The sequence below is a fragment of the Pseudomonas sp. SZ40 genome (assembly GCF_052958135.1).
The window spans coordinates 14755-31214 of sequence record NZ_JBQWIF010000011.1 but is presented as its reverse complement, the minus strand read 5'-3'; the positions used below and the strand labels follow the sequence as shown (position 1 = coordinate 31214).

Annotated in this window: 15 protein-coding genes; 11 read left to right on the top strand and 4 right to left on the bottom strand. The window is 64.8% G+C overall.

Features of this window, described 5'->3' with window-relative positions; genetic code table 11:
• Nucleotides 1–65: 65 nt before the first annotated feature.
• The 6 genes from acs (at nt 66) to ACT9T4_RS11100 (ending at nt 7742) form a co-directional block, all read left to right on the top strand.
• Nucleotides 66–2003 (top strand): acetate--CoA ligase, encoded by a 1938-nt coding sequence (gene acs, locus ACT9T4_RS11125; RefSeq protein WP_499116975.1) that lies wholly within the window; start codon nt 66–68, stop codon nt 2001–2003.
• Between the two features lie 132 nt (nt 2004–2135).
• Nucleotides 2136–3011: an oxygenase MpaB family protein gene (locus ACT9T4_RS11120; RefSeq protein ID WP_499116973.1), complete on the top strand. Its 876-nt coding sequence runs from the start codon at nt 2136–2138 to the stop codon at nt 3009–3011.
• 94 nt (nt 3012–3105) lie between these two features.
• Nucleotides 3106–4122, top strand: a complete 1017-nt coding sequence (locus tag ACT9T4_RS11115) for a class I SAM-dependent rRNA methyltransferase (protein WP_042556242.1) — start codon at nt 3106–3108, stop codon at nt 4120–4122.
• Nucleotides 4123–4199: 77 nt separating this feature from the next.
• Nucleotides 4200–7142, top strand: a complete 2943-nt coding sequence (locus ACT9T4_RS11110; RefSeq protein ID WP_499116972.1) for a DUF748 domain-containing protein — start codon at nt 4200–4202, stop codon at nt 7140–7142.
• Nucleotides 7143–7146: 4 nt separating this feature from the next.
• A complete protein-coding gene (locus tag ACT9T4_RS11105) occupies nt 7147–7437 on the top strand; it encodes a DUF2845 domain-containing protein (protein ID WP_042556240.1) in 291 nt (96 codons plus the stop codon).
• 5 nt (nt 7438–7442) lie between these two features.
• Nucleotides 7443–7742 carry a DUF2845 domain-containing protein gene (locus tag ACT9T4_RS11100; RefSeq protein ID WP_419761293.1) on the top strand — a complete coding sequence of 100 codons (300 nt, stop codon included), beginning with the start codon at nt 7443–7445 and terminating at the stop codon, nt 7740–7742.
• Nucleotides 7743–7793: 51 nt separating this feature from the next.
• Here ACT9T4_RS11100 and ACT9T4_RS11095 read toward each other — a convergent pair whose 3' ends face one another.
• Nucleotides 7794–8081 (bottom strand): PA4642 family protein, encoded by a 288-nt coding sequence (locus ACT9T4_RS11095; protein WP_042556238.1) that lies wholly within the window; start codon nt 8079–8081, stop codon nt 7794–7796.
• Nucleotides 8082–8358: 277 nt separating this feature from the next.
• Here ACT9T4_RS11095 and dauA point away from each other — a divergent pair, with 277 nt between their 5' ends.
• Nucleotides 8359–10068 (top strand): C4-dicarboxylic acid transporter DauA, encoded by a 1710-nt coding sequence (dauA, locus tag ACT9T4_RS11090; RefSeq protein WP_499116971.1) that lies wholly within the window; start codon nt 8359–8361, stop codon nt 10066–10068.
• Between the two features lie 52 nt (nt 10069–10120).
• On the opposite strand, the gene ACT9T4_RS11085 is transcribed toward dauA, so the two are convergent.
• Nucleotides 10121–10678 carry a hypoxanthine-guanine phosphoribosyltransferase gene (locus ACT9T4_RS11085; RefSeq protein WP_042556236.1) on the bottom strand — a complete coding sequence of 186 codons (558 nt, stop codon included), beginning with the start codon at nt 10676–10678 and terminating at the stop codon, nt 10121–10123.
• Between the two features lie 283 nt (nt 10679–10961).
• Between ACT9T4_RS11085 and upp the strand changes: the two genes are divergently transcribed.
• Nucleotides 10962–11600 (top strand): uracil phosphoribosyltransferase, encoded by a 639-nt coding sequence (gene upp / locus ACT9T4_RS11080; RefSeq protein WP_042556235.1) that lies wholly within the window; start codon nt 10962–10964, stop codon nt 11598–11600.
• Nucleotides 11601–11603: 3 nt separating this feature from the next.
• Nucleotides 11604–12881: a uracil-xanthine permease family protein gene (locus ACT9T4_RS11075; RefSeq protein WP_499116968.1), complete on the top strand. Its 1278-nt coding sequence runs from the start codon at nt 11604–11606 to the stop codon at nt 12879–12881.
• A 46-nt stretch (nt 12882–12927) separates the two neighbouring features.
• On the opposite strand, the gene hemH is transcribed toward ACT9T4_RS11075, so the two are convergent.
• Nucleotides 12928–13959 (bottom strand): ferrochelatase, encoded by a 1032-nt coding sequence (gene hemH / locus ACT9T4_RS11070; protein WP_042556233.1) that lies wholly within the window; start codon nt 13957–13959, stop codon nt 12928–12930.
• 14 nt (nt 13960–13973) lie between these two features.
• Nucleotides 13974–14873 carry a TIGR01777 family oxidoreductase gene (locus ACT9T4_RS11065; RefSeq protein ID WP_499116966.1) on the bottom strand — a complete coding sequence of 300 codons (900 nt, stop codon included), beginning with the start codon at nt 14871–14873 and terminating at the stop codon, nt 13974–13976.
• Between the two features lie 269 nt (nt 14874–15142).
• Between ACT9T4_RS11065 and ACT9T4_RS11060 the strand changes: the two genes are divergently transcribed.
• Both ACT9T4_RS11060 and ACT9T4_RS11055 read left to right on the top strand, forming a co-directional pair.
• The gene (locus tag ACT9T4_RS11060; RefSeq protein WP_042556231.1) at nt 15143–16135 is read left to right on the top strand and encodes an NAD(P)/FAD-dependent oxidoreductase; all 993 of its coding nucleotides are present in this window, start codon (nt 15143–15145) and stop codon (nt 16133–16135) included.
• Nucleotides 16132–16359: a TIGR02450 family Trp-rich protein gene (locus ACT9T4_RS11055; protein WP_042556230.1), complete on the top strand. Its 228-nt coding sequence runs from the start codon at nt 16132–16134 to the stop codon at nt 16357–16359. Before ACT9T4_RS11060 ends, ACT9T4_RS11055 begins: the two co-directional genes overlap by 4 nt.
• Nucleotides 16360–16460: the final 101 nt, after the last annotated feature.

The window sequence follows — 16460 nt, the reverse complement described above, 5'->3', positions numbered from 1 at the left end:
CCAGTAAAACTTGGCTGCTACCCTTAGTGTCTATTGCGGACATATAACAACAAGGGTACCCCGCCATGTTCACGATCAGCCGCCACCCTGTCAGCGACGAAACACGCCAGCGTGCTCACCTCGACGACGCCGCCTACCAGCGCCTCTACCGCCAATCGGTCGACGACCCGCAGACGTTCTGGGGCGAACAGGCCAAGGCCTTTCTCGACTGGTTCAAACCCTGGGATGAAGTCTCCAGCGGCAGCCTGAGCAAGGGCGACATTCGCTGGTTTTCCGGTGGCCAGCTGAACATCAGCCACAACTGCATCGACCGCCATCTGGCCAAACGTGGCGATCAGGTGGCGCTGATCTGGGAAGGCGACGACCCCAAGGATTCGGCCAGCATCACCTATCGGCAGTTACATGAGCAGGTCTGCCGGCTGGCCAACGTGCTCAAACAACGCGGCGTGAAGAAGGGCGACCGCGTGTGCATCTACATGCCGATGATCCCGGAGGCGGCCTACGCGATGCTCGCCTGCACCCGCATCGGCGCCGTGCACTCGGTGGTGTTCGGCGGCTTTTCGCCGGATGCCCTGCGTGACCGCATTCTCGATGCCGACTGCCGCACCGTGATCACCGCCGATGAGGCCGTGCGCGGTGGCAAGTTCATCCCCCTCAAGGGCAATGTCGACAAGGCCCTGAAAAACTGCCCCAACGTCTCCACCGTGCTGGTGGTCGAGCGCACCCACAACACGATCGAGTGGGACGAGAGCCGCGATCTCTGGTACCACGAGGCCGTACGACAGGCGGCCGCCGACTGCCCCGCCGAGCCCATGGACGCCGAAGACCCGCTGTTCATCCTCTACACCTCCGGCAGCACCGGCAAGCCCAAGGGCGTGCTGCACAGCACCGCCGGCTACCTGCTGCAGGCGGCGATGACCCACAAGTACGTGTTCGACTATCACGATGGCGATATCTACTGGTGCACCGCGGATGTCGGCTGGGTCACCGGGCACAGTTACATCGTCTACGGCCCGCTGGCCAACGGCGCCACCAGCCTGATCTTCGAAGGCGTGCCCAACTACCCCGACACCTCGCGCTTCTGGCAGGTGATCGACAAGCACAAGGTGAACATCTTCTACACCGCACCGACGGCACTGCGCGCACTGATGCGCGAAGGCGAAGCGCCGGTGAAGAAGACCTCACGCAGCAGCCTGCGCCTGCTCGGCAGCGTCGGCGAGCCGATCAACCCGGAAGCCTGGGAGTGGTACTTCAACGTGGTCGGCGAAAAGCGCTGCCCCATCGTCGACACCTGGTGGCAGACCGAGACCGGCGCCATCATGATCACCCCACTGCCCGGCGCCACCGACCTCAAGCCCGGCTCGGCGACCCGTCCGTTCTTCGGCGTGCAACCGGTGCTGCTGGACGAGCAAGGCAAGGAAATCGAGGGGCCCGGCGCGGGCGTACTGGCCATCAAGGCCAGTTGGCCAAGCCAGATCCGCAGCGTCTACGGCGATCACAAGCGCATGCTCGAGACCTACTTCACCGCCTACCCCGGTTACTACTTCAGTGGCGACGGTGCGCGCCGCGACGAGGACGGTTACTGGTGGATCACCGGGCGTATCGACGACGTGATCAACGTCTCCGGCCACCGTATCGGCACCGCCGAGGTGGAAAGCGCGCTGGTGCTGCACGACGCCGTGGCCGAAGCGGCTGTGGTCGGCTACCCGCATGACGTCAAGGGCCAGGGCATCTATGCCTTCGTCACCACCATGAACGGCATCGAGCCAAGCGACGAGCTGAAAAAGGAACTGCTCAGTCTGGTCGGCAAGGAAATCGGCAGTTTCGCCAAACCGGAGCTCATCCAGTGGGCGCCGGGCCTGCCGAAGACCCGCTCAGGCAAGATCATGCGCCGCATCCTGCGCAAGATCGCCTGCAACGAACTGGACAGCCTGGGCGACACCTCGACCCTGGCCGACCCGGCCGTGGTCGACAGCCTGGTGGCCGAGCGGCTCAATTCCTGACGACGATTTCCCCGGGTATCGCCACACTCGACCGCAGGCTAAGGCCGTCGCCTTGCAGCGCAGCGGTAACCGGGGCAACCGCGAACGGAACCATGACTTGTGGCGCGCAGCCCGGCGCTTTAGGCTCGCGCCATGGAAGTCATCCGCCGTCGTATAGAAAGCCAGGTACTCAGCCTCAGCGGCATCGCGCTGGGGCAGATCGACTTCGAGAATCCCAAAGGCGACCCCGGCCTGTTCGGCCCGGATTCGGTGTGTTGGCGCATCCACGGTGACTTCACCAGCATGCTCATTGGCGGGGTCAGCGCCCTGCTGCTGCAGGCCTTGCATCCACTGGCCCTGGCCGGCGTATGGGACCACTCCAATTTCCGCGAGGATCTGCTGGGTCGCCTGCGTCGCACCGGCCAGTTCGTTTCCGGCACCACCTTCGCCAGCCGCGACGACGCCGACTGGCTGATCGACAAGGTCAAACGCATTCATTTGCACGTGGTTGGCACCGCGCCGGACGGCCGCCCCTATGCCGCCAGTGACCCGCATCTGCTCACCTGGGTGCATGTGGCCGAGGTGTACAGCTTCCTGCAGGCGCACCTGCGCTACCTGAATCCACGCATGAGCGAAGCCGATCAGGATCGCTACTACGCAGAAATCGCCCTGGTCGCCGAGCGCCTGGGGGCCGCCGAGGTACCGCGCAACCGGGCGCAGATAGCGGCCTACCTCGAGCGCATGCGCGAGCAATTGCTGTGCGACGAGCGCTCCCGGGAAATCCTGCGCATCCTGCTGGCCGCACCAGCGCCCAGCAGGCTGGCAGCCCCCGTTGGCCAGTTGTTCCTGCAAGCCGGTATCGACCTGTTACCGGGCTGGGCGCAGAGCATGCTCGACCAGCGCATGACACCGTTGCGCAGCCGCCTGACCCGCAGCGGCGTGCACGCCATCGCACCGATCATCCGCTGGGCGGTACGCAGTGGTTCGCTGCACAAGTCACGGATACGCATGGGCCTGCCACCCTACTGAGCATCTGCTCGACGCAGCAGTACCGATGCGCAGCAGGCGTTGAACTGATTGCGAGGGTGGTAGACTGCGCGCCCCTTATCACGAGTCGCTGCACATGCCGTCTCTCGACCAGGCAGTGCGCAGCGCACTTGCCAATCGCCACGCCCTGATCGCCGAGCTGCACGCACAGCAGACCGATTGCTATCGCCTGTTCCACGGCAGCCAGGAAGGCGCCGGCGGCCTGACCGTCGACCGTTATGGCCAGCAGTTGATGGTGCAGAGCTTTCACCAGACGCTGACCCGCGACGACCTGCTGGCGCTGCACGAACAGGTCAATGAAACCCTCGGGCTGCACACGCTGCTGGTCTACAACGACCGTTCCGGCGGTAACTCCCGTGTCGATCGCAGCGACCCCGTCTACAGCGCCAGCGACGAAGCCCTGGCCGATCAGGTGGGTCGGGAATGGGGCCTCGATTACCGCGTGCGAGGCCGCCATGCGGGCCAGGATCCGCTGCTGTTCCTCGACCTGCGCAATGCCCGTGGCTGGATCCAGCGCCACAGCGCCGGGAAAAGCGTGCTCAACCTGTTCGCCTACACCTGCGGTGTTGGCCTCAATGCCGCGGCGGGCGGCGCACGGGAAGTGGTCAATCTCGACTTCGCCGAGGGCAACCTCGCGGTCGGTCGCGAAAATGGCGCGCTCAACCCGCAGTTGCCGGCCATGCAGTTCGTCCAGTCGGACTACTTCCCGGCGATCCGCCAGTGGGCCGGCTTGCCTATCGCCGCGCGCCGCGGCCAGAAGCTGCCGAGTTACCCACGCCTCGAGCAGCGCCCGTTCGATCTGGTGTTTCTCGACCCGCCAGCCTGGGCCAAGAGCGCCTTCGGCACGGTCGACCTGCTGCGCGATTACCAGAGCCTGCTGAAACCGGCGATTCTCGCCACTGCCGAGCATGGCAGCCTGGTGTGCTGCAACAACCTGGCGAAAGTGCCGATGGCCGATTGGCGCGAGCAGGTGCTGCGCTGCGCCAGCAAACTGGGGCGCCCGGTGCGCGAGCATGAACAACTGCTACCCGCCGCGGACTTCCCCTCCACCGATGGCAACCCGCCGCTGAAAACCCTCGTCCTGCATTTTTGAGCCCGCGCGGCGTGCCGCGGAACCCAGGGCTCATGCCATAATCCAAGGCACTCTCGCCAGGAAGATGAAGCAAGACCATGCACAAAGGATTGCGACGCGCCGCCACCGCTCTGCTGATTGCCATTGGCCTGTACAGCCTGATCGGTTTCCTCATCCTGCCCGGCATTGCCCTGCGCATCGCCAATCAGCAGCTGGAACAGTATGCGACCGAGCCTGCACGGCTCGATCGGCTACAGCTCAACCCCTTTACCCTCGAGCTGGACCTCTGGGGGCTGCACCTGGGGGCGCCCGGCAAGGAACAGGTCGCTTTCGAGCACCTGGCCGTGAACCTGCAGCTGGACAGTCTGTGGAGCGGTGCCCTGCACCTGGCCGACGTCAAGCTGGTCAAGCCTCACACCGAAGTGCGTTTCGACAAGGACGGCACCCTCAACCTGGCGCAACTGTTCAAACTGCCGGCCAGCGAGAAACAGCCGGAAGAAGCCAGCGAGCCGTTTCCCCTGCGCATCGACCGCATCGAACTGCTGGGCGGCAATCTGCACTTCCAGGACCTGCGTCCGCAGGAGCCGATCGACATCCATTACGATGACCTCAATCTCGAGCTGCGCAACCTCAGCACCCTGCCCGATGACAACGCCGAGATGACCCTGGTGGCCACCGGCCCGGCTGGCGGCCGTATCGACTGGAGCGGCGAGCTGAGCCTGAGCCCGATCAGCTCCAGCGGTACCCTGAAGATCACCGACGAGCCGATGAAGGCGTTCTGGCCCTACGTGCGTGACGCCGTTCCGCTGGTACTGGAGAAAGGCGTCGTGAGCCTGTCCACCGACTACCGGTTGAACCTGCGTGACGGCACCGAGCTGCTGCTCAGCGACGCCCGCATCAAGGTGGCGCCATTCGCCATGCAGGCGCCGGACGGCAAGCCGCTGGTGAAACTGGACTCCCTCGAAGTCAGCGAAACCTCTCTGGACCTGGCCAAGCAGCAGGTGGTGATCGGCAAGGTACGCGGGCAGAAACTGGAAGCCTGGGCGGCCCGCGAGGCCGATGGCGAACTCGACTGGCAGAAACTCCTGGCCGGCAAACCGCAGCAAGCCGCCACGCCGGCGCCTGTGGCAGATGCACCGAAGCCAGAAGCCACTGCCACTGCTGGTGACGAGGCACAGCCAGCCGCCAAGCAGCCCGCCAAACCCTGGCAGGTGCAGGTCAAGGACGTGCAACTGCGAGACTACCACGCCCACCTCGTCGACCGCGTGCCGAACGAAGCAGTCGCCGTGGAGCTGGGCCCGCTCGATCTGGACATGCAGAACTTCGACAGCCTCGGCACCTCGCCCTTCGCGCTCAAGCTCGATACCGGGGTCGGCAAACAGGGCAAGCTGCAGGCCGAGGGCCAGGTGCAACTGAGCCCGACCACCGCCAATCTGAAGGTCGCCACCCGCAATATCGACCTGCGTGTGGCACAGGCCTACATCAGCCCCTTCGTGCACCTGGAACTGCGTAGCGGCCTGTTGAGCAGCGATCTTGGCGTCGAGCTCACGGCAACCGAACCTCTGGCTCTGCGTGTTCAGGGCACCGCCCAGATCACCCAGTTGCACACCCTCGACACCCTCAAGGGCCGCGACCTGCTGCGCTGGAAGCAACTGGACCTGGGCGGCGTCGACTATCGCCATGGCGAGCGCCTGGACATCGCACGGGTCGATCTGGAGCAGCCCTATGCACGCTTCATCATCAACGAAGACCTGACCACCAACGTCAATGACCTGATCATCAAGCAACCTGCCGGCAATGCCGCCCAGGCGCAGTCCTCGGCCGCCGCCGAGAAGCCGATGGCGATCCGTATCGGCGAGGTCAGCCTGAAGGACGGCTCGGCCAACTTCGCCGACTTCAGCCTCAGGCCCAATTTCGCCACCGCCGTGCAGCAGCTCAATGGCCGCATCGGCACCCTCGACAGCACCAGCAGCAAACCGGCGCCCGTGGATATCAGCGGCAAGGTCGACCGCTACGCCCCCGTCAGTATCAAAGGCAGCCTGACGCCTTTCGACCCGATGCAGAGCCTGGATATCGCCACCCAGTTCAAACAGGTCGAACTGACCACCCTGACGCCCTACTCCGGCAAGTTCGCCGGCTACCGCATCCGCAAGGGCCGCCTGAATCTGGACCTGCACTACCGCATCAATGACGGCAAGCTGAATGCCGAGAACAAGGTGCTGGTCGAACAATTGCAGCTGGGCGAAAAGGTCGACAGCCCGGACGCCGTGGACCTGCCGATCCGCCTGGCGGTGGCCCTGCTCAAGGACACTCAGGGCCGCATTTCCATCGAGCTGCCGCTGCAGGGCGACCTCAACAACCCGCAGTTCAGCGTCATGCCGATCGTCTGGCAGACCCTGCGCAATCTGGTGCTGCGTGCCGCCCAGGCGCCCTTCAAGTTCATCGGCGGGCTGGTCAGCGGTGGCGCCGAGATGGACCTGAGCACGGTGGTCTTCGCCGCCGGCAGCGACGAGCTGGACGGCCAGGCGAAGACGTCTCTCGACGTGCTCGCCACCGCCCTGCAGGAACGCCCGACCCTGCGCCTGGAGATCGAAGGCGCCAGCGCACAGAGCAGCGACGGCCCGCTGATGGCCGCCCAACGCCTGGAGCGCGAATATCAGGACTATCTGTATCGCATCATGCAGCGCCGTGGCGATCAGGTGCCGGCCAGCGCCGACCTGCTGGTCGTGCCCGAGGACGAGAAGGCTCCGCTGCTGGAAGGCATCTACCGCGCACGCCTGAAACAGCAGCCGCCTGCCGAGTGGGCCGAGCTCGACAGTGACGAGCGCACGGTGCGCCTGCGTGATGCCGTGCTCGAATCCTGGAGCGACAGCCGTGGCCTGCTGCGCCAGTTGGCTCAAGATCGCGCTGCGGCGATCAAGGCCTATCTGGTCGATAGCGGCAAGCTGGCGGCCGAGCGCGTGTACCTGCTCGACGTCAGCTTCGGCGAGGCTGCGAACGACGGCCGTGTGGCCACCCCCTTACACCTGGGCAGCGAGTGACGACATGAAACGACTGGGTCTGATGCTGGCGCTTTGCGCCGCCCCACTGCTGAGCCAGGCCGACACCCTGCGCTGCGGCAGCAAGCTGGTGAACCTCGGCGATCGCACCTTCGAGGTGATGCAGAAATGCGGCGAGCCGGCGTTCCGCGACCCTGTCGGCTACACCCTGGGCGGCTACGACAGGCGCGAAACGAATATCGAGGAATGGGCCTACGAGCCCAGCAACGGTATGTTCACCATCCTGACTTTCGAGGGCAACCGGCTGACGCGCATCGAGCGCAAACGCCAGCAATGACGACTATGAAGACACTGATCTCCTGCACCCTGCTGATGCTTCTGGCCGGCACCGCCAACGCGGCGACCTGGCGCTGCGGTAACGCGCTGGCGAGCACCGGCGACAGTACCGCCGAAGTCCAGTCCAAATGCGGCGAACCGAACAACCGCGCGTTCATCGGCTACAAGGACCAGACCGACAGCTACGGCTTCACCCATGAAGTGCAGATAGAGGAATGGAATTACGGCCCGCGCAACGGCATGAACTACTTTCTGCGTTTCGAGGGCAACCGTCTGAACAGGATCGACAGCAAACGCGGCGATTAGCCGCCAGTCGATCGGAACGGGTGGCGGCAGGACACCGTCACCCGCCAGCGATCAGCCGCGCGCGGCTTCGATCGCCTGGATGTAAGGTTCGGACTGACGCTGATCCCTGATCAGCGCGACGAAGTCGTTACCGTCGGCATCCTTGGCATCGAGGTCATAGCCGGCTTCGACGAAGAACCCCACGAAACGCTCGAAATCGTGGTCACGCAGGCCACGGTAGGCCTTGACCAGCTTGTGCAGCGAGGGCGGCGTGGCATCAGCCGGTTCCACGGCGAGAAACAGCTTGATCTGCTCGTCGCTCACTTCGTCGCCAATCACCTGCTTCTTGTCTTTACGCATCGCTCACTCCAGCAAACCAGACCACACGGGGCGGGCAGTGTAACCCCGGCGCCGCACACGCTCAACGCAGGCGGTCCATCCCGTAGGGCGGTCGTGCGGATCGGTCACAGCCCCTATCACCCGCCCGACGCGAGCGGTACGCGACCTAAGTCAACAACCACTCCTCCCGCCCGCTCCTATACTGGCGCATGATCAGGTTCTACCGACCGATCAGCACGACCGCGCCAAGGCCCGGCGGCTTGCGCTGAACCATCACCCGTTGCCAGGAAGTGCCACGATGCCCACCCTGTTCGCCGCTTGTCGCCAGAGCCTGCGCGGTTACTCCTGGGCCAGCCTGCGTGGCGACCTGAGCGCCGGCCTCACGGTGGGCATCATCGCCATCCCGCTGGCCATGGCCCTGGCGATCGCCGTCGGCGTGGCGCCGCAACATGGCCTCTACACCGTGCTGGTGGCAGCGCCGCTGATCGCCCTGTGTGGTGGTTCGCGTTTCAACATCTCCGGTCCCACCGCAGCCTTCGTGGTGATTCTGCTGCCGATCACCGGGCAGTTCGGCATCGGCGGCCTGTTGCTGTGCACCATGCTGGCCGGGCTGATCCTGATCACCCTGGGCTTGCTCAAGGCCGGCCGCCTGATCGAGTTCGTGCCCTATCCGGTCACCCTCGGCTTCACCGCCGGTATCGGCATCGTCATCGCCACGCTGCAGATCAAGGACTTGCTCGGCCTGCAACTGAGCGGGCAGCCGAGCCACTACGTGGAGCAATTGCAGCTGCTGTTCCGGGCCCTGCCCGGCATCCACCTGGGCGACAGTCTGGTGGCGTTGGCCTGCCTGGGCGTGTTGCTGTTGTGGCCACGGCTGGTGCCGCGCATCCCCGGGCATCTGGTGGCACTGACGGTCGGTGCGCTGCTGGGCCTGCTGCTGGAGCGAGGCGGTCTGCCGGTGGCGACCCTGGGCGAGCGTTTCAGCTACGTCGTCGACGGCGTCAGCTACCCCGGCATTCCACCCTTTCTGCCAACCTTCGCCTGGCCCTGGCATCTGCCTGGCGCCGATGGTCAGCCTCTGGTTCTGTCCTTCGAGCTGATCCGCCAGTTGCTGGCCCCTGCGTTCGCCATCGCCATGCTCGGAGCCATCGAATCGCTGCTCTGCGCCGTGGTCGCCGATGGCATGACCGGCAGCAAGCACGACCCCAATGCCGAATTGCTCGGCCAGGGCATCGGCAACCTGGTCGCGCCACTGTTCGGCGGTATCACCGCAACCGCGGCCATCGCCCGCAGCGCCGCCAACGTGAGAGCCGGCGCCTGCTCGCCCCTGGCAGCCATCATTCACGCGGCCGTGGTATTGGCGGCGATCCTGTTTCTCGCTCCCCTGTTCAGCTACCTGCCGATGGCCGCGCTGGCCGCCCTGCTGCTGATGGTGGCCTGGAACATGAGCGAGGCCCATCATGTGGCGCACACCCTGCGCATCGCGCCACGCAGCGACGTGCTGGTGCTGCTGACCTGCCTGCTGCTCACGGTGCTGTTCGACATGGTGCTGGCGGTCGGCGTCGGCCTGTTGCTGGCCGCCGGGCTGTTCATCAAGCGCATGAGCGAACTGACCGACACGCGCAACTTGCCACGGCACAGCCATCAGGCCCTGAGTGACCTGCCGGAGCATGTACAGGCCCTGGCCATTCGCGGCCCGCTGTTCTTCGGCGCAGCGGAGCGCACGCTGGGCGCCCTGCGCCGCCTCGATGCGCATATCCGGGTGGTGATTCTCGATGTCAGCGGCGTGCCGATGCTCGACATGACCGCACTCGCGGCACTGCACAGCATCGTGCTGGAGTACCGCAAGCACGGCATCTCCCTGGTCGTCAGCGGTGCCTCGCCGTCGCTGCGCCTGAAGCTGCGCCGTGCCGGCCTGCAGAATGCCCACGGCCGCCTGAGCTATGCCCGGGATCTGCCTCGCGCCCGGGCGATCTGCGAGAGCTGGCGATCAGGCGCCAGCGAATAAGCGGGGGCTTACAGGCCGTGTGACCGAGCGCAGTAGTGTTCACACAGACTGCTTAGAGTCCCTTCACCGCATAGATCCCCGGCGCATTGCGCCAATAGCCCTTGTAGTCCATGCCGTAACCGAAGATATAGCGGTCGACGCACGGCAGGCCCACGTAGTCGGCCTTGAGATCGGGGCGCGCCTTGCGGTCGTGATCCTTGTCGATCAGCACGGCGGTGTGCACGTTGGCCGCGCCCGCGTGATGGCAGAAGTCGATGATCGCGCCCAGGGTGTGCCCTTCGTCGAGGATGTCGTCGATGATCAGCACATCGCGGTCGATGAACGAGACTTCCGGCTTGGCCTTCCAGAACAGCTCGCCGCCACTGGTCTGGTTGCGGTAGCGGCTGGCGTGCAGGTAGGACGCCTCCAGAGGGAAGTCGAGCTTGGTCAACAGCTTGCCGGAGAAGATCAGCCCGCCATTCATCACGCAGAACACCACCGGGTTGCGGTCGGCCAGCTCGGCGTTGATGGCCACGGCGACACGGGCGATGGCGGCTTCCACCTCGGCTTCGCTGTACAGGCAGTCGGCTTCGGCCATTACTTGGCGGATGTGAGCGAGATCGGCGGGCATGTCATGTCCTCGTTGGCGGCGATGGTGGGCAGAACCCTGGCTCTGCGGGCATCGATCCGCACGGTTATGGATGGCTCCGGCGCAAGAGCTGATCACCGGGTCAGAAAAAAGGCGGCAACGTTACCCATCCGCCGGGTGAGGCGCAAGCATCCACGGATACGCTCGACCAGTGGCAGGGCCCTTATTCGCCGATTGTAAAAAGTTCCACATCCGCAGCGCCCACAGCGCAGTGCAATGCTTTAATCTAGCGTGTTTTTTGCCCATTTTTGCCGGAGACCCCGCAATGCCAGTCCTCGAGATCCGCCATCCGCTGATTCGCCACAAGATCGGCCTCATGCGCCGCGCGGATATCAGTACCAAGAATTTCCGCGAACTGGCCCAGGAAGTGGGTGCCCTGCTCACTTACGAGGCGACCAAGGATCTGCCGCTGGAAAACTACGAGATCGCGGGCTGGGCAGGCCCCGTGCAGGTCGAGAAGATCTCCGGCAAGAAGATCACCGTGGTGCCGATCCTGCGTGCCGGTATCGGCATGCTCGACGGCGTGCTCAGCCTGATCCCGGGTGCCAAGGTCAGCGCCGTCGGCGTGGCGCGCAACGAGGAAACCCTGCAGGCGCACACCTACCTGGAGAAGCTGGTACCGGAAATCAACGAGCGTCTGGCGATGATCATCGATCCGATGCTGGCCACCGGCGCCTCGATGGTCGCCACCATCGATCTGCTGAAGAAGGCCGGCTGCAAGGAAATCCGCGCCATGGTGCTGGTCGCTGCGCCCGAGGGCATCAAGGCGGTCAACGAAGCCCACCCGGACGTGAAGATCTACACCGCCTCCATCGACCAGCGTCTCAACGAACATGGCTACATCATCCCCGGGCTGGGTGATGCCGGCGACAAGATCTTCGGCACCAAGCAGAAGGACGCCTGATCGATGCGCGACGAATTCAACGATCCGTTGTGGCGTCAGGTGCTGTCCGGTGCGCAGATGCTCTTCGTGGCTTTCGGCGCCCTGGTGCTGATGCCGCTGATCACCGGCCTCGATCCCAACGTGGCACTGTTCACCGCGGGCCTGGGCACCCTGCTGTTCCAGATCGTCACGGGCCGTCAGGTACCGGTTTTCCTGGCGTCGAGCTTTGCGTTCATCACCCCGATCATTCTCGCCAAGGGCCAGTTCGGCCTGGCGGAAACCATGGGCGGCGTGGTCGCGGCCGGCTTCGTCTACACCTTTCTCGGCCTGGCCGTGAAGATCAAGGGCACCGGTTTCATCGACCGCCTGCTGCCACCGGTGGTGATCGGCCCGGTGATCATTTCCATCGGCCTGGCCATGGCACCGATCGCCGCCAACATGGCGATGGGCAAAGCCGGTGACGGCAGCGTACTGCTGCCCTACAGCACGGCGATGTGGATTTCCATGCCGACCCTGCTGACCACCCTGATCGTCGCCGTCTTCGGGCGCGGCATCTTCCGTCTGGTGCCGATCATCTCCGGCATTCTGGTGGGCTTCGCCCTGTCGATCTACTTCGGCGCCCTCGACCTCAGCCATGTTGCCGACGCGCCCTGGCTGGCGGTGCCGGCCTTCACCGCACCGGCCTTCAACTGGCAGGCGATTCTGTTCATCGTACCGGTGGCCCTGGCTCCGGCCATCGAGCACATCGGCGGCGTCATCGCGGTGGGCAGCGTCACCGGCAAGAACTACCTGAAGAAGCCGGGCCTGCACCGCACCCTGTTCGGTGACGGTCTGGCCACGTCGGCAGCCGGCCTGTTCGGCGGCCCGCCCAATACCACCTACGCGGAAGTCACCGGCGCGGTGATGCTGACCAAGGCCTACAACCCGAAGATCATGACCTGGGCGGCGATCTTCGCCATCACCCTGGCCTTCATCGGCAAGTTCGGCGCCATCCTGCAGAGCATTCCGGTACCGGTGATGGGCGGCATCCTCTGCCTGCTGTTCGGCTCCATCGCCGCGGTAGGCATGAACACCCTGATCCGCCATAGCGTCGACCTCAGCGAGGCGCGCAACCTGGTGATCGTCTCGGTGACCCTGGTGTTCGGTATCGGTGGCGTACTGATCGGCACCGGTGACGGCCCGGACGACTTCGGCCTGAAGGGCATCGCCCTGTGCGCCATCGTCGCCATCGCCCTGAATCTGATCCTGCCGGGCAACGATGGCTGGAAGAAGAAGAGCGCGGAAGACGCGCCAGATATCTAAGCGCTGAGCACCATCGCGCCCGGCTCCAGCAGCCGGGCGCGTGGCCTTACACCATGCTTTGCGGGGCTCGCTCGCAAAGCCGCTTGAGTGCCGCCGCCCAGTCCGGGTGGTCGTTCAGGCAAGGCACCAGTTCCAGGCTCTCGCCCCCCGCTTCCACGAACTGCTCGCGGCCGCGATCACCAATCTCCTCCAGGGTCTCGATGCAGTCGGCAACGAAGGCTGGGCACATCACCAGCAGCTTCTTGACGCCTTGAGCGGCCAGCTCGTCGAGGCGCGCTTCGGTGTAGGGCTCGATCCACTTGTCCTTGCCGAGCCGCGACTGGAACGACACCGACCACTGCTCGGGCCGCAACCCCATGCGCGCAGCGAACGCCTCGGCGGTGCGCTGACACTGGCTGCGGTAACAGCGCGCCAGCACCTCGTCGCTGACCCCCACGCTGTCAGGCCGACGCAGGTCGTGCTTCGGGTCGATGTGCTTCACCAGCTTGCGGATGTGACGTTCCGGCAAGCCGTGGAAGCTCAGCAGCAGGTGATCGAAATCCTTCTGCAGATAAGGCCGGGCACTCTCGGCCAGGGCGTCGAGGTAGTCGGGATCGTCGAAGAATGGCTGCAGGATGGCGAAACGGATCGGCAACTTACGCTCGCGCACCACGCGCTTGGCCTCTTCGATCACGGTCGTGGTGGTGCTGTCGGCGAACTGCGGATACAGCGGCGCCAGGGTGACCTGCTCGATGCCCTGGCTGGCAAGGCGGGTCAGCACGGTTTCCAGCGAGGGCTCGCCATAGCGCATGGCCAGCTCGACCGGCCCATGGGTCCACTGGCTTTTCATCGCCTCCTGCAGACGCTTGCTGAGCACGATCAGCGGCGAACCATCCGGCCACCAGATCGATGCGTAGGCATGGGCCGACTGCGCCGGGCGGCGGATCAGAATCAGCGACACCAGCAACCGCCGCAGCGGCCACGGCAGATCGACCACATAAGGGTCCATCAGGAACTGGTTGAGATAACTCCTGACATCCGCGACGTCGGTTGAGGCCGGTGAGCCGAGGTTGACCAGTAGTAAGGCGTGATCGGTCATGCAATGTCATCCTGTTAATGAAGGCTCAGCAAATCCACCAGAGCCACGTCCAGATGAGTGAAACGAAATTCGAAGCCGACCTCCTGCGCCCTGACCGGCAGGGCGTGCTGGCCACCCAGCAGAAGCAGCGACATCTCACCCAGGCCGGCGCGCAGCGCAAAGGCCGGTAGCGGCACGATGGCGGGCCGGTGCACGGCATGGCCGAGCTCGCTGGCGAATTCGCCGTTGCGTACCGGGTGCGGCGAGCAGGCATTATAGGGACCGCGCGCCTGCTCCTGCTGCAAGAGAAAATCAATCAGGGCGATTTGGTCGGCGATATGAATCCACGGCATCCATTGGCGGCCACCGCCGATACGGCCGCCCAGCCCGAAGCGAAATGGCGTGACCATGCGCTTGAGAATGCCACCCTGCTTCGCCAGCACCAGGCCGGTGCGCAGCAGGATCACGCGAATGCCCATGGCCTCGGCCTGCTGCGCGGTGTCTTCCCAGGCCACGCACAGCTGCGCGGCGAAATCGGCGCCCGACGGCGACTGCTCGTCGACGATGTGCTCGCCACTGTCGCCATACCAGCCAACAGCCGAGCCGGACAACAGCACGGCCGGTTTCTGCTCACGGCTCTGCAGCCAGGCCAGCAGGCGCTCGGTCAGTTGAATGCGGCTTTCCCACAGCAGTTGCTTGCGTGCCTTGCTCCACGGGCGGTCGGCGATCGGCGCGCCAGCCAGATTGACCACGGCATCCAGTGGCTCGTCGCCGATATCCTCGAGCCGTCCGACACCCCGTACGCGAGTACCGCAGAGCATGGCCACCTGCTCCGGGCGACGACTCCACACGGTCAGTCGATGCCCCTGTTCGATCCACTGGTGACAAAGCGCGCGGCCGATCAGACCAGTACCGCCGGTGATCAGGATATGCATGGCAGATTCCTCACTGTTTGTGCTCCGGAATTCGACGCTGCTGACAGAGGGCGAATCGCACCTCGGAACAGACCGTCGACAGAAACGGGGAAACTATTGCCGCCCGCGCCTATTCTGAAGAATAGATGCCCTGGCTGCGGATACTGGCCGACCGGACATAAGCTTATACATCAATTGTACATTGTATGAGCCATGTCCAAGGCGTAGCCTTGGGGCCCAGCGGCCTGTCGACATGCAGTTGCGACAGCCCGACAGCACGTGAGGTAGACATGACCAGCACAGCCCCCATCGCCATCATAGGTACTGGCATCGCCGGCCTGTCCGCGGCAGAGGCCCTGCATGCCGCCGGATACCCGGTGCAATTGTTCGACAAGAGTCGCGGCAGCGGCGGCCGCATGGCCAGCAAGCGCAGCGACGCTGGCGCCCTGGACCTGGGCGCTCAGTACTTCACCGCCCGAGACCGTCGCTTCGCCGCTGCCGTTCAGCAGTGGCAGGCCCGCGGCTGGGTCGAGGAATGGACTCCCAGCCTCTACCAGTACGCCAACGGTTCGCTCAGCCCGTCGGCAGACGAGCAGATACGCTGGGTCGGCAAACCGCGCATGAGCGCCATCACCCGCGCCATGCTCGGCGCCCTGCCGGTGAAGTTCTCCTGCCGCATCACCGAGGTGTTTCGCGGCGAACAACATTGGCATCTGCTCGATGCGGATGGCGAAAGCCACGGGCCGTTCAGCCACGTCGTCATCGCCACCCCGGCGCCCCAGGCCAGTGCCCTGTTGGCAGCCGCACCCAAGCTCGCCGGAACGGTGGCGGGAGTCAGCATGGAGCCGACCTGGGCGGTGGCGCTGGCCTTCGAAGAACCGCTGAAGACGCCTCTGGAAGGCTGCTTCGTGCAGGATGAGGTACTCGACTGGACGGCACGCAATCGCAGCAAACCGGGCCGCGATACCACCCTGGACACCTGGGTGCTGCACGCCAGCAGCAGTTGGAGCCGCCAACATCTGGATCTGTCCAAGGAGCAGGTGATCGAGCGCCTGCATGGCGCCTTCGCGGAAATGATCGGCTGCGCCGTACCGGCCCCGGTGTTCAGCCTGGCCCATCGCTGGCTGTACGCCCGGCCGGCGGCGGCCCATCAACTGGGTGCCCTGGCCGATGCCGATCTGGGCCTCTACGCCTGCGGCGACTGGTGCCTGTCCGGCCGGGTCGAAGGCGCCTGGCTCAGCGGCCAGGAAGTGGCCCGCAAACTGATCGCGCACAATCAATGAACACCGCCAGGCATCGCCTCACCCCGCGCAAGCTGCTGCTGTCCAAGTGGACGGCAGCCACGCCACAGAACCGCGAAAAGCACTTTCTGGTCACCGAACTGTTCTGCGACGAAGAAGGCACGGTGCTGGAAGTCGAGCTGCAGGCCGTGCTCAGCAAGCGTGCCCAGCGCATCGACTGGCGCGTTCTTCAGGATGCCGACAACTGGAAGATGGGCTGGCGTTGAAACGCCGCCCGTTGGTCCTGTATCGGGTTGAGGCTGTACACAGCATTTGACTTGTACAAGATCGCGCTTAAGATGAAATGAAACTTGTACAAAAATAAATC

Bases quoted from the DNA above. Each gene is read 5' to 3' on its own strand.
- acs (WP_499116975.1), top strand. From the start codon at position 66: ATGTTCACGATCAGCCGCCACCCTGTCAGCGACGAAACACGCCAGCGT.
- ACT9T4_RS11120 (WP_499116973.1), top strand. From the start codon at position 2,136: ATGGAAGTCATCCGCCGTCGTATAGAAAGCCAGGTACTCAGCCTCAGC.
- ACT9T4_RS11115 (WP_042556242.1), top strand. From the start codon at position 3,106: ATGCCGTCTCTCGACCAGGCAGTGCGCAGCGCACTTGCCAATCGCCAC.
- ACT9T4_RS11110 (WP_499116972.1), top strand. From the start codon at position 4,200: ATGCACAAAGGATTGCGACGCGCCGCCACCGCTCTGCTGATTGCCATT.
- ACT9T4_RS11105 (WP_042556240.1), top strand. From the start codon at position 7,147: ATGAAACGACTGGGTCTGATGCTGGCGCTTTGCGCCGCCCCACTGCTG.
- ACT9T4_RS11100 (WP_419761293.1), top strand. From the start codon at position 7,443: ATGAAGACACTGATCTCCTGCACCCTGCTGATGCTTCTGGCCGGCACC.
- ACT9T4_RS11095 (WP_042556238.1), bottom strand. From the start codon at position 8,081: ATGCGTAAAGACAAGAAGCAGGTGATTGGCGACGAAGTGAGCGACGAG.
- dauA (WP_499116971.1), top strand. From the start codon at position 8,359: ATGCCCACCCTGTTCGCCGCTTGTCGCCAGAGCCTGCGCGGTTACTCC.
- ACT9T4_RS11085 (WP_042556236.1), bottom strand. From the start codon at position 10,678: ATGCCCGCCGATCTCGCTCACATCCGCCAAGTAATGGCCGAAGCCGAC.
- upp (WP_042556235.1), top strand. From the start codon at position 10,962: ATGCCAGTCCTCGAGATCCGCCATCCGCTGATTCGCCACAAGATCGGC.
- ACT9T4_RS11075 (WP_499116968.1), top strand. From the start codon at position 11,604: ATGCGCGACGAATTCAACGATCCGTTGTGGCGTCAGGTGCTGTCCGGT.
- hemH (WP_042556233.1), bottom strand. From the start codon at position 13,959: ATGACCGATCACGCCTTACTACTGGTCAACCTCGGCTCACCGGCCTCA.
- ACT9T4_RS11065 (WP_499116966.1), bottom strand. From the start codon at position 14,873: ATGCATATCCTGATCACCGGCGGTACTGGTCTGATCGGCCGCGCGCTT.
- ACT9T4_RS11060 (WP_042556231.1), top strand. From the start codon at position 15,143: ATGACCAGCACAGCCCCCATCGCCATCATAGGTACTGGCATCGCCGGC.
- ACT9T4_RS11055 (WP_042556230.1), top strand. From the start codon at position 16,132: ATGAACACCGCCAGGCATCGCCTCACCCCGCGCAAGCTGCTGCTGTCC.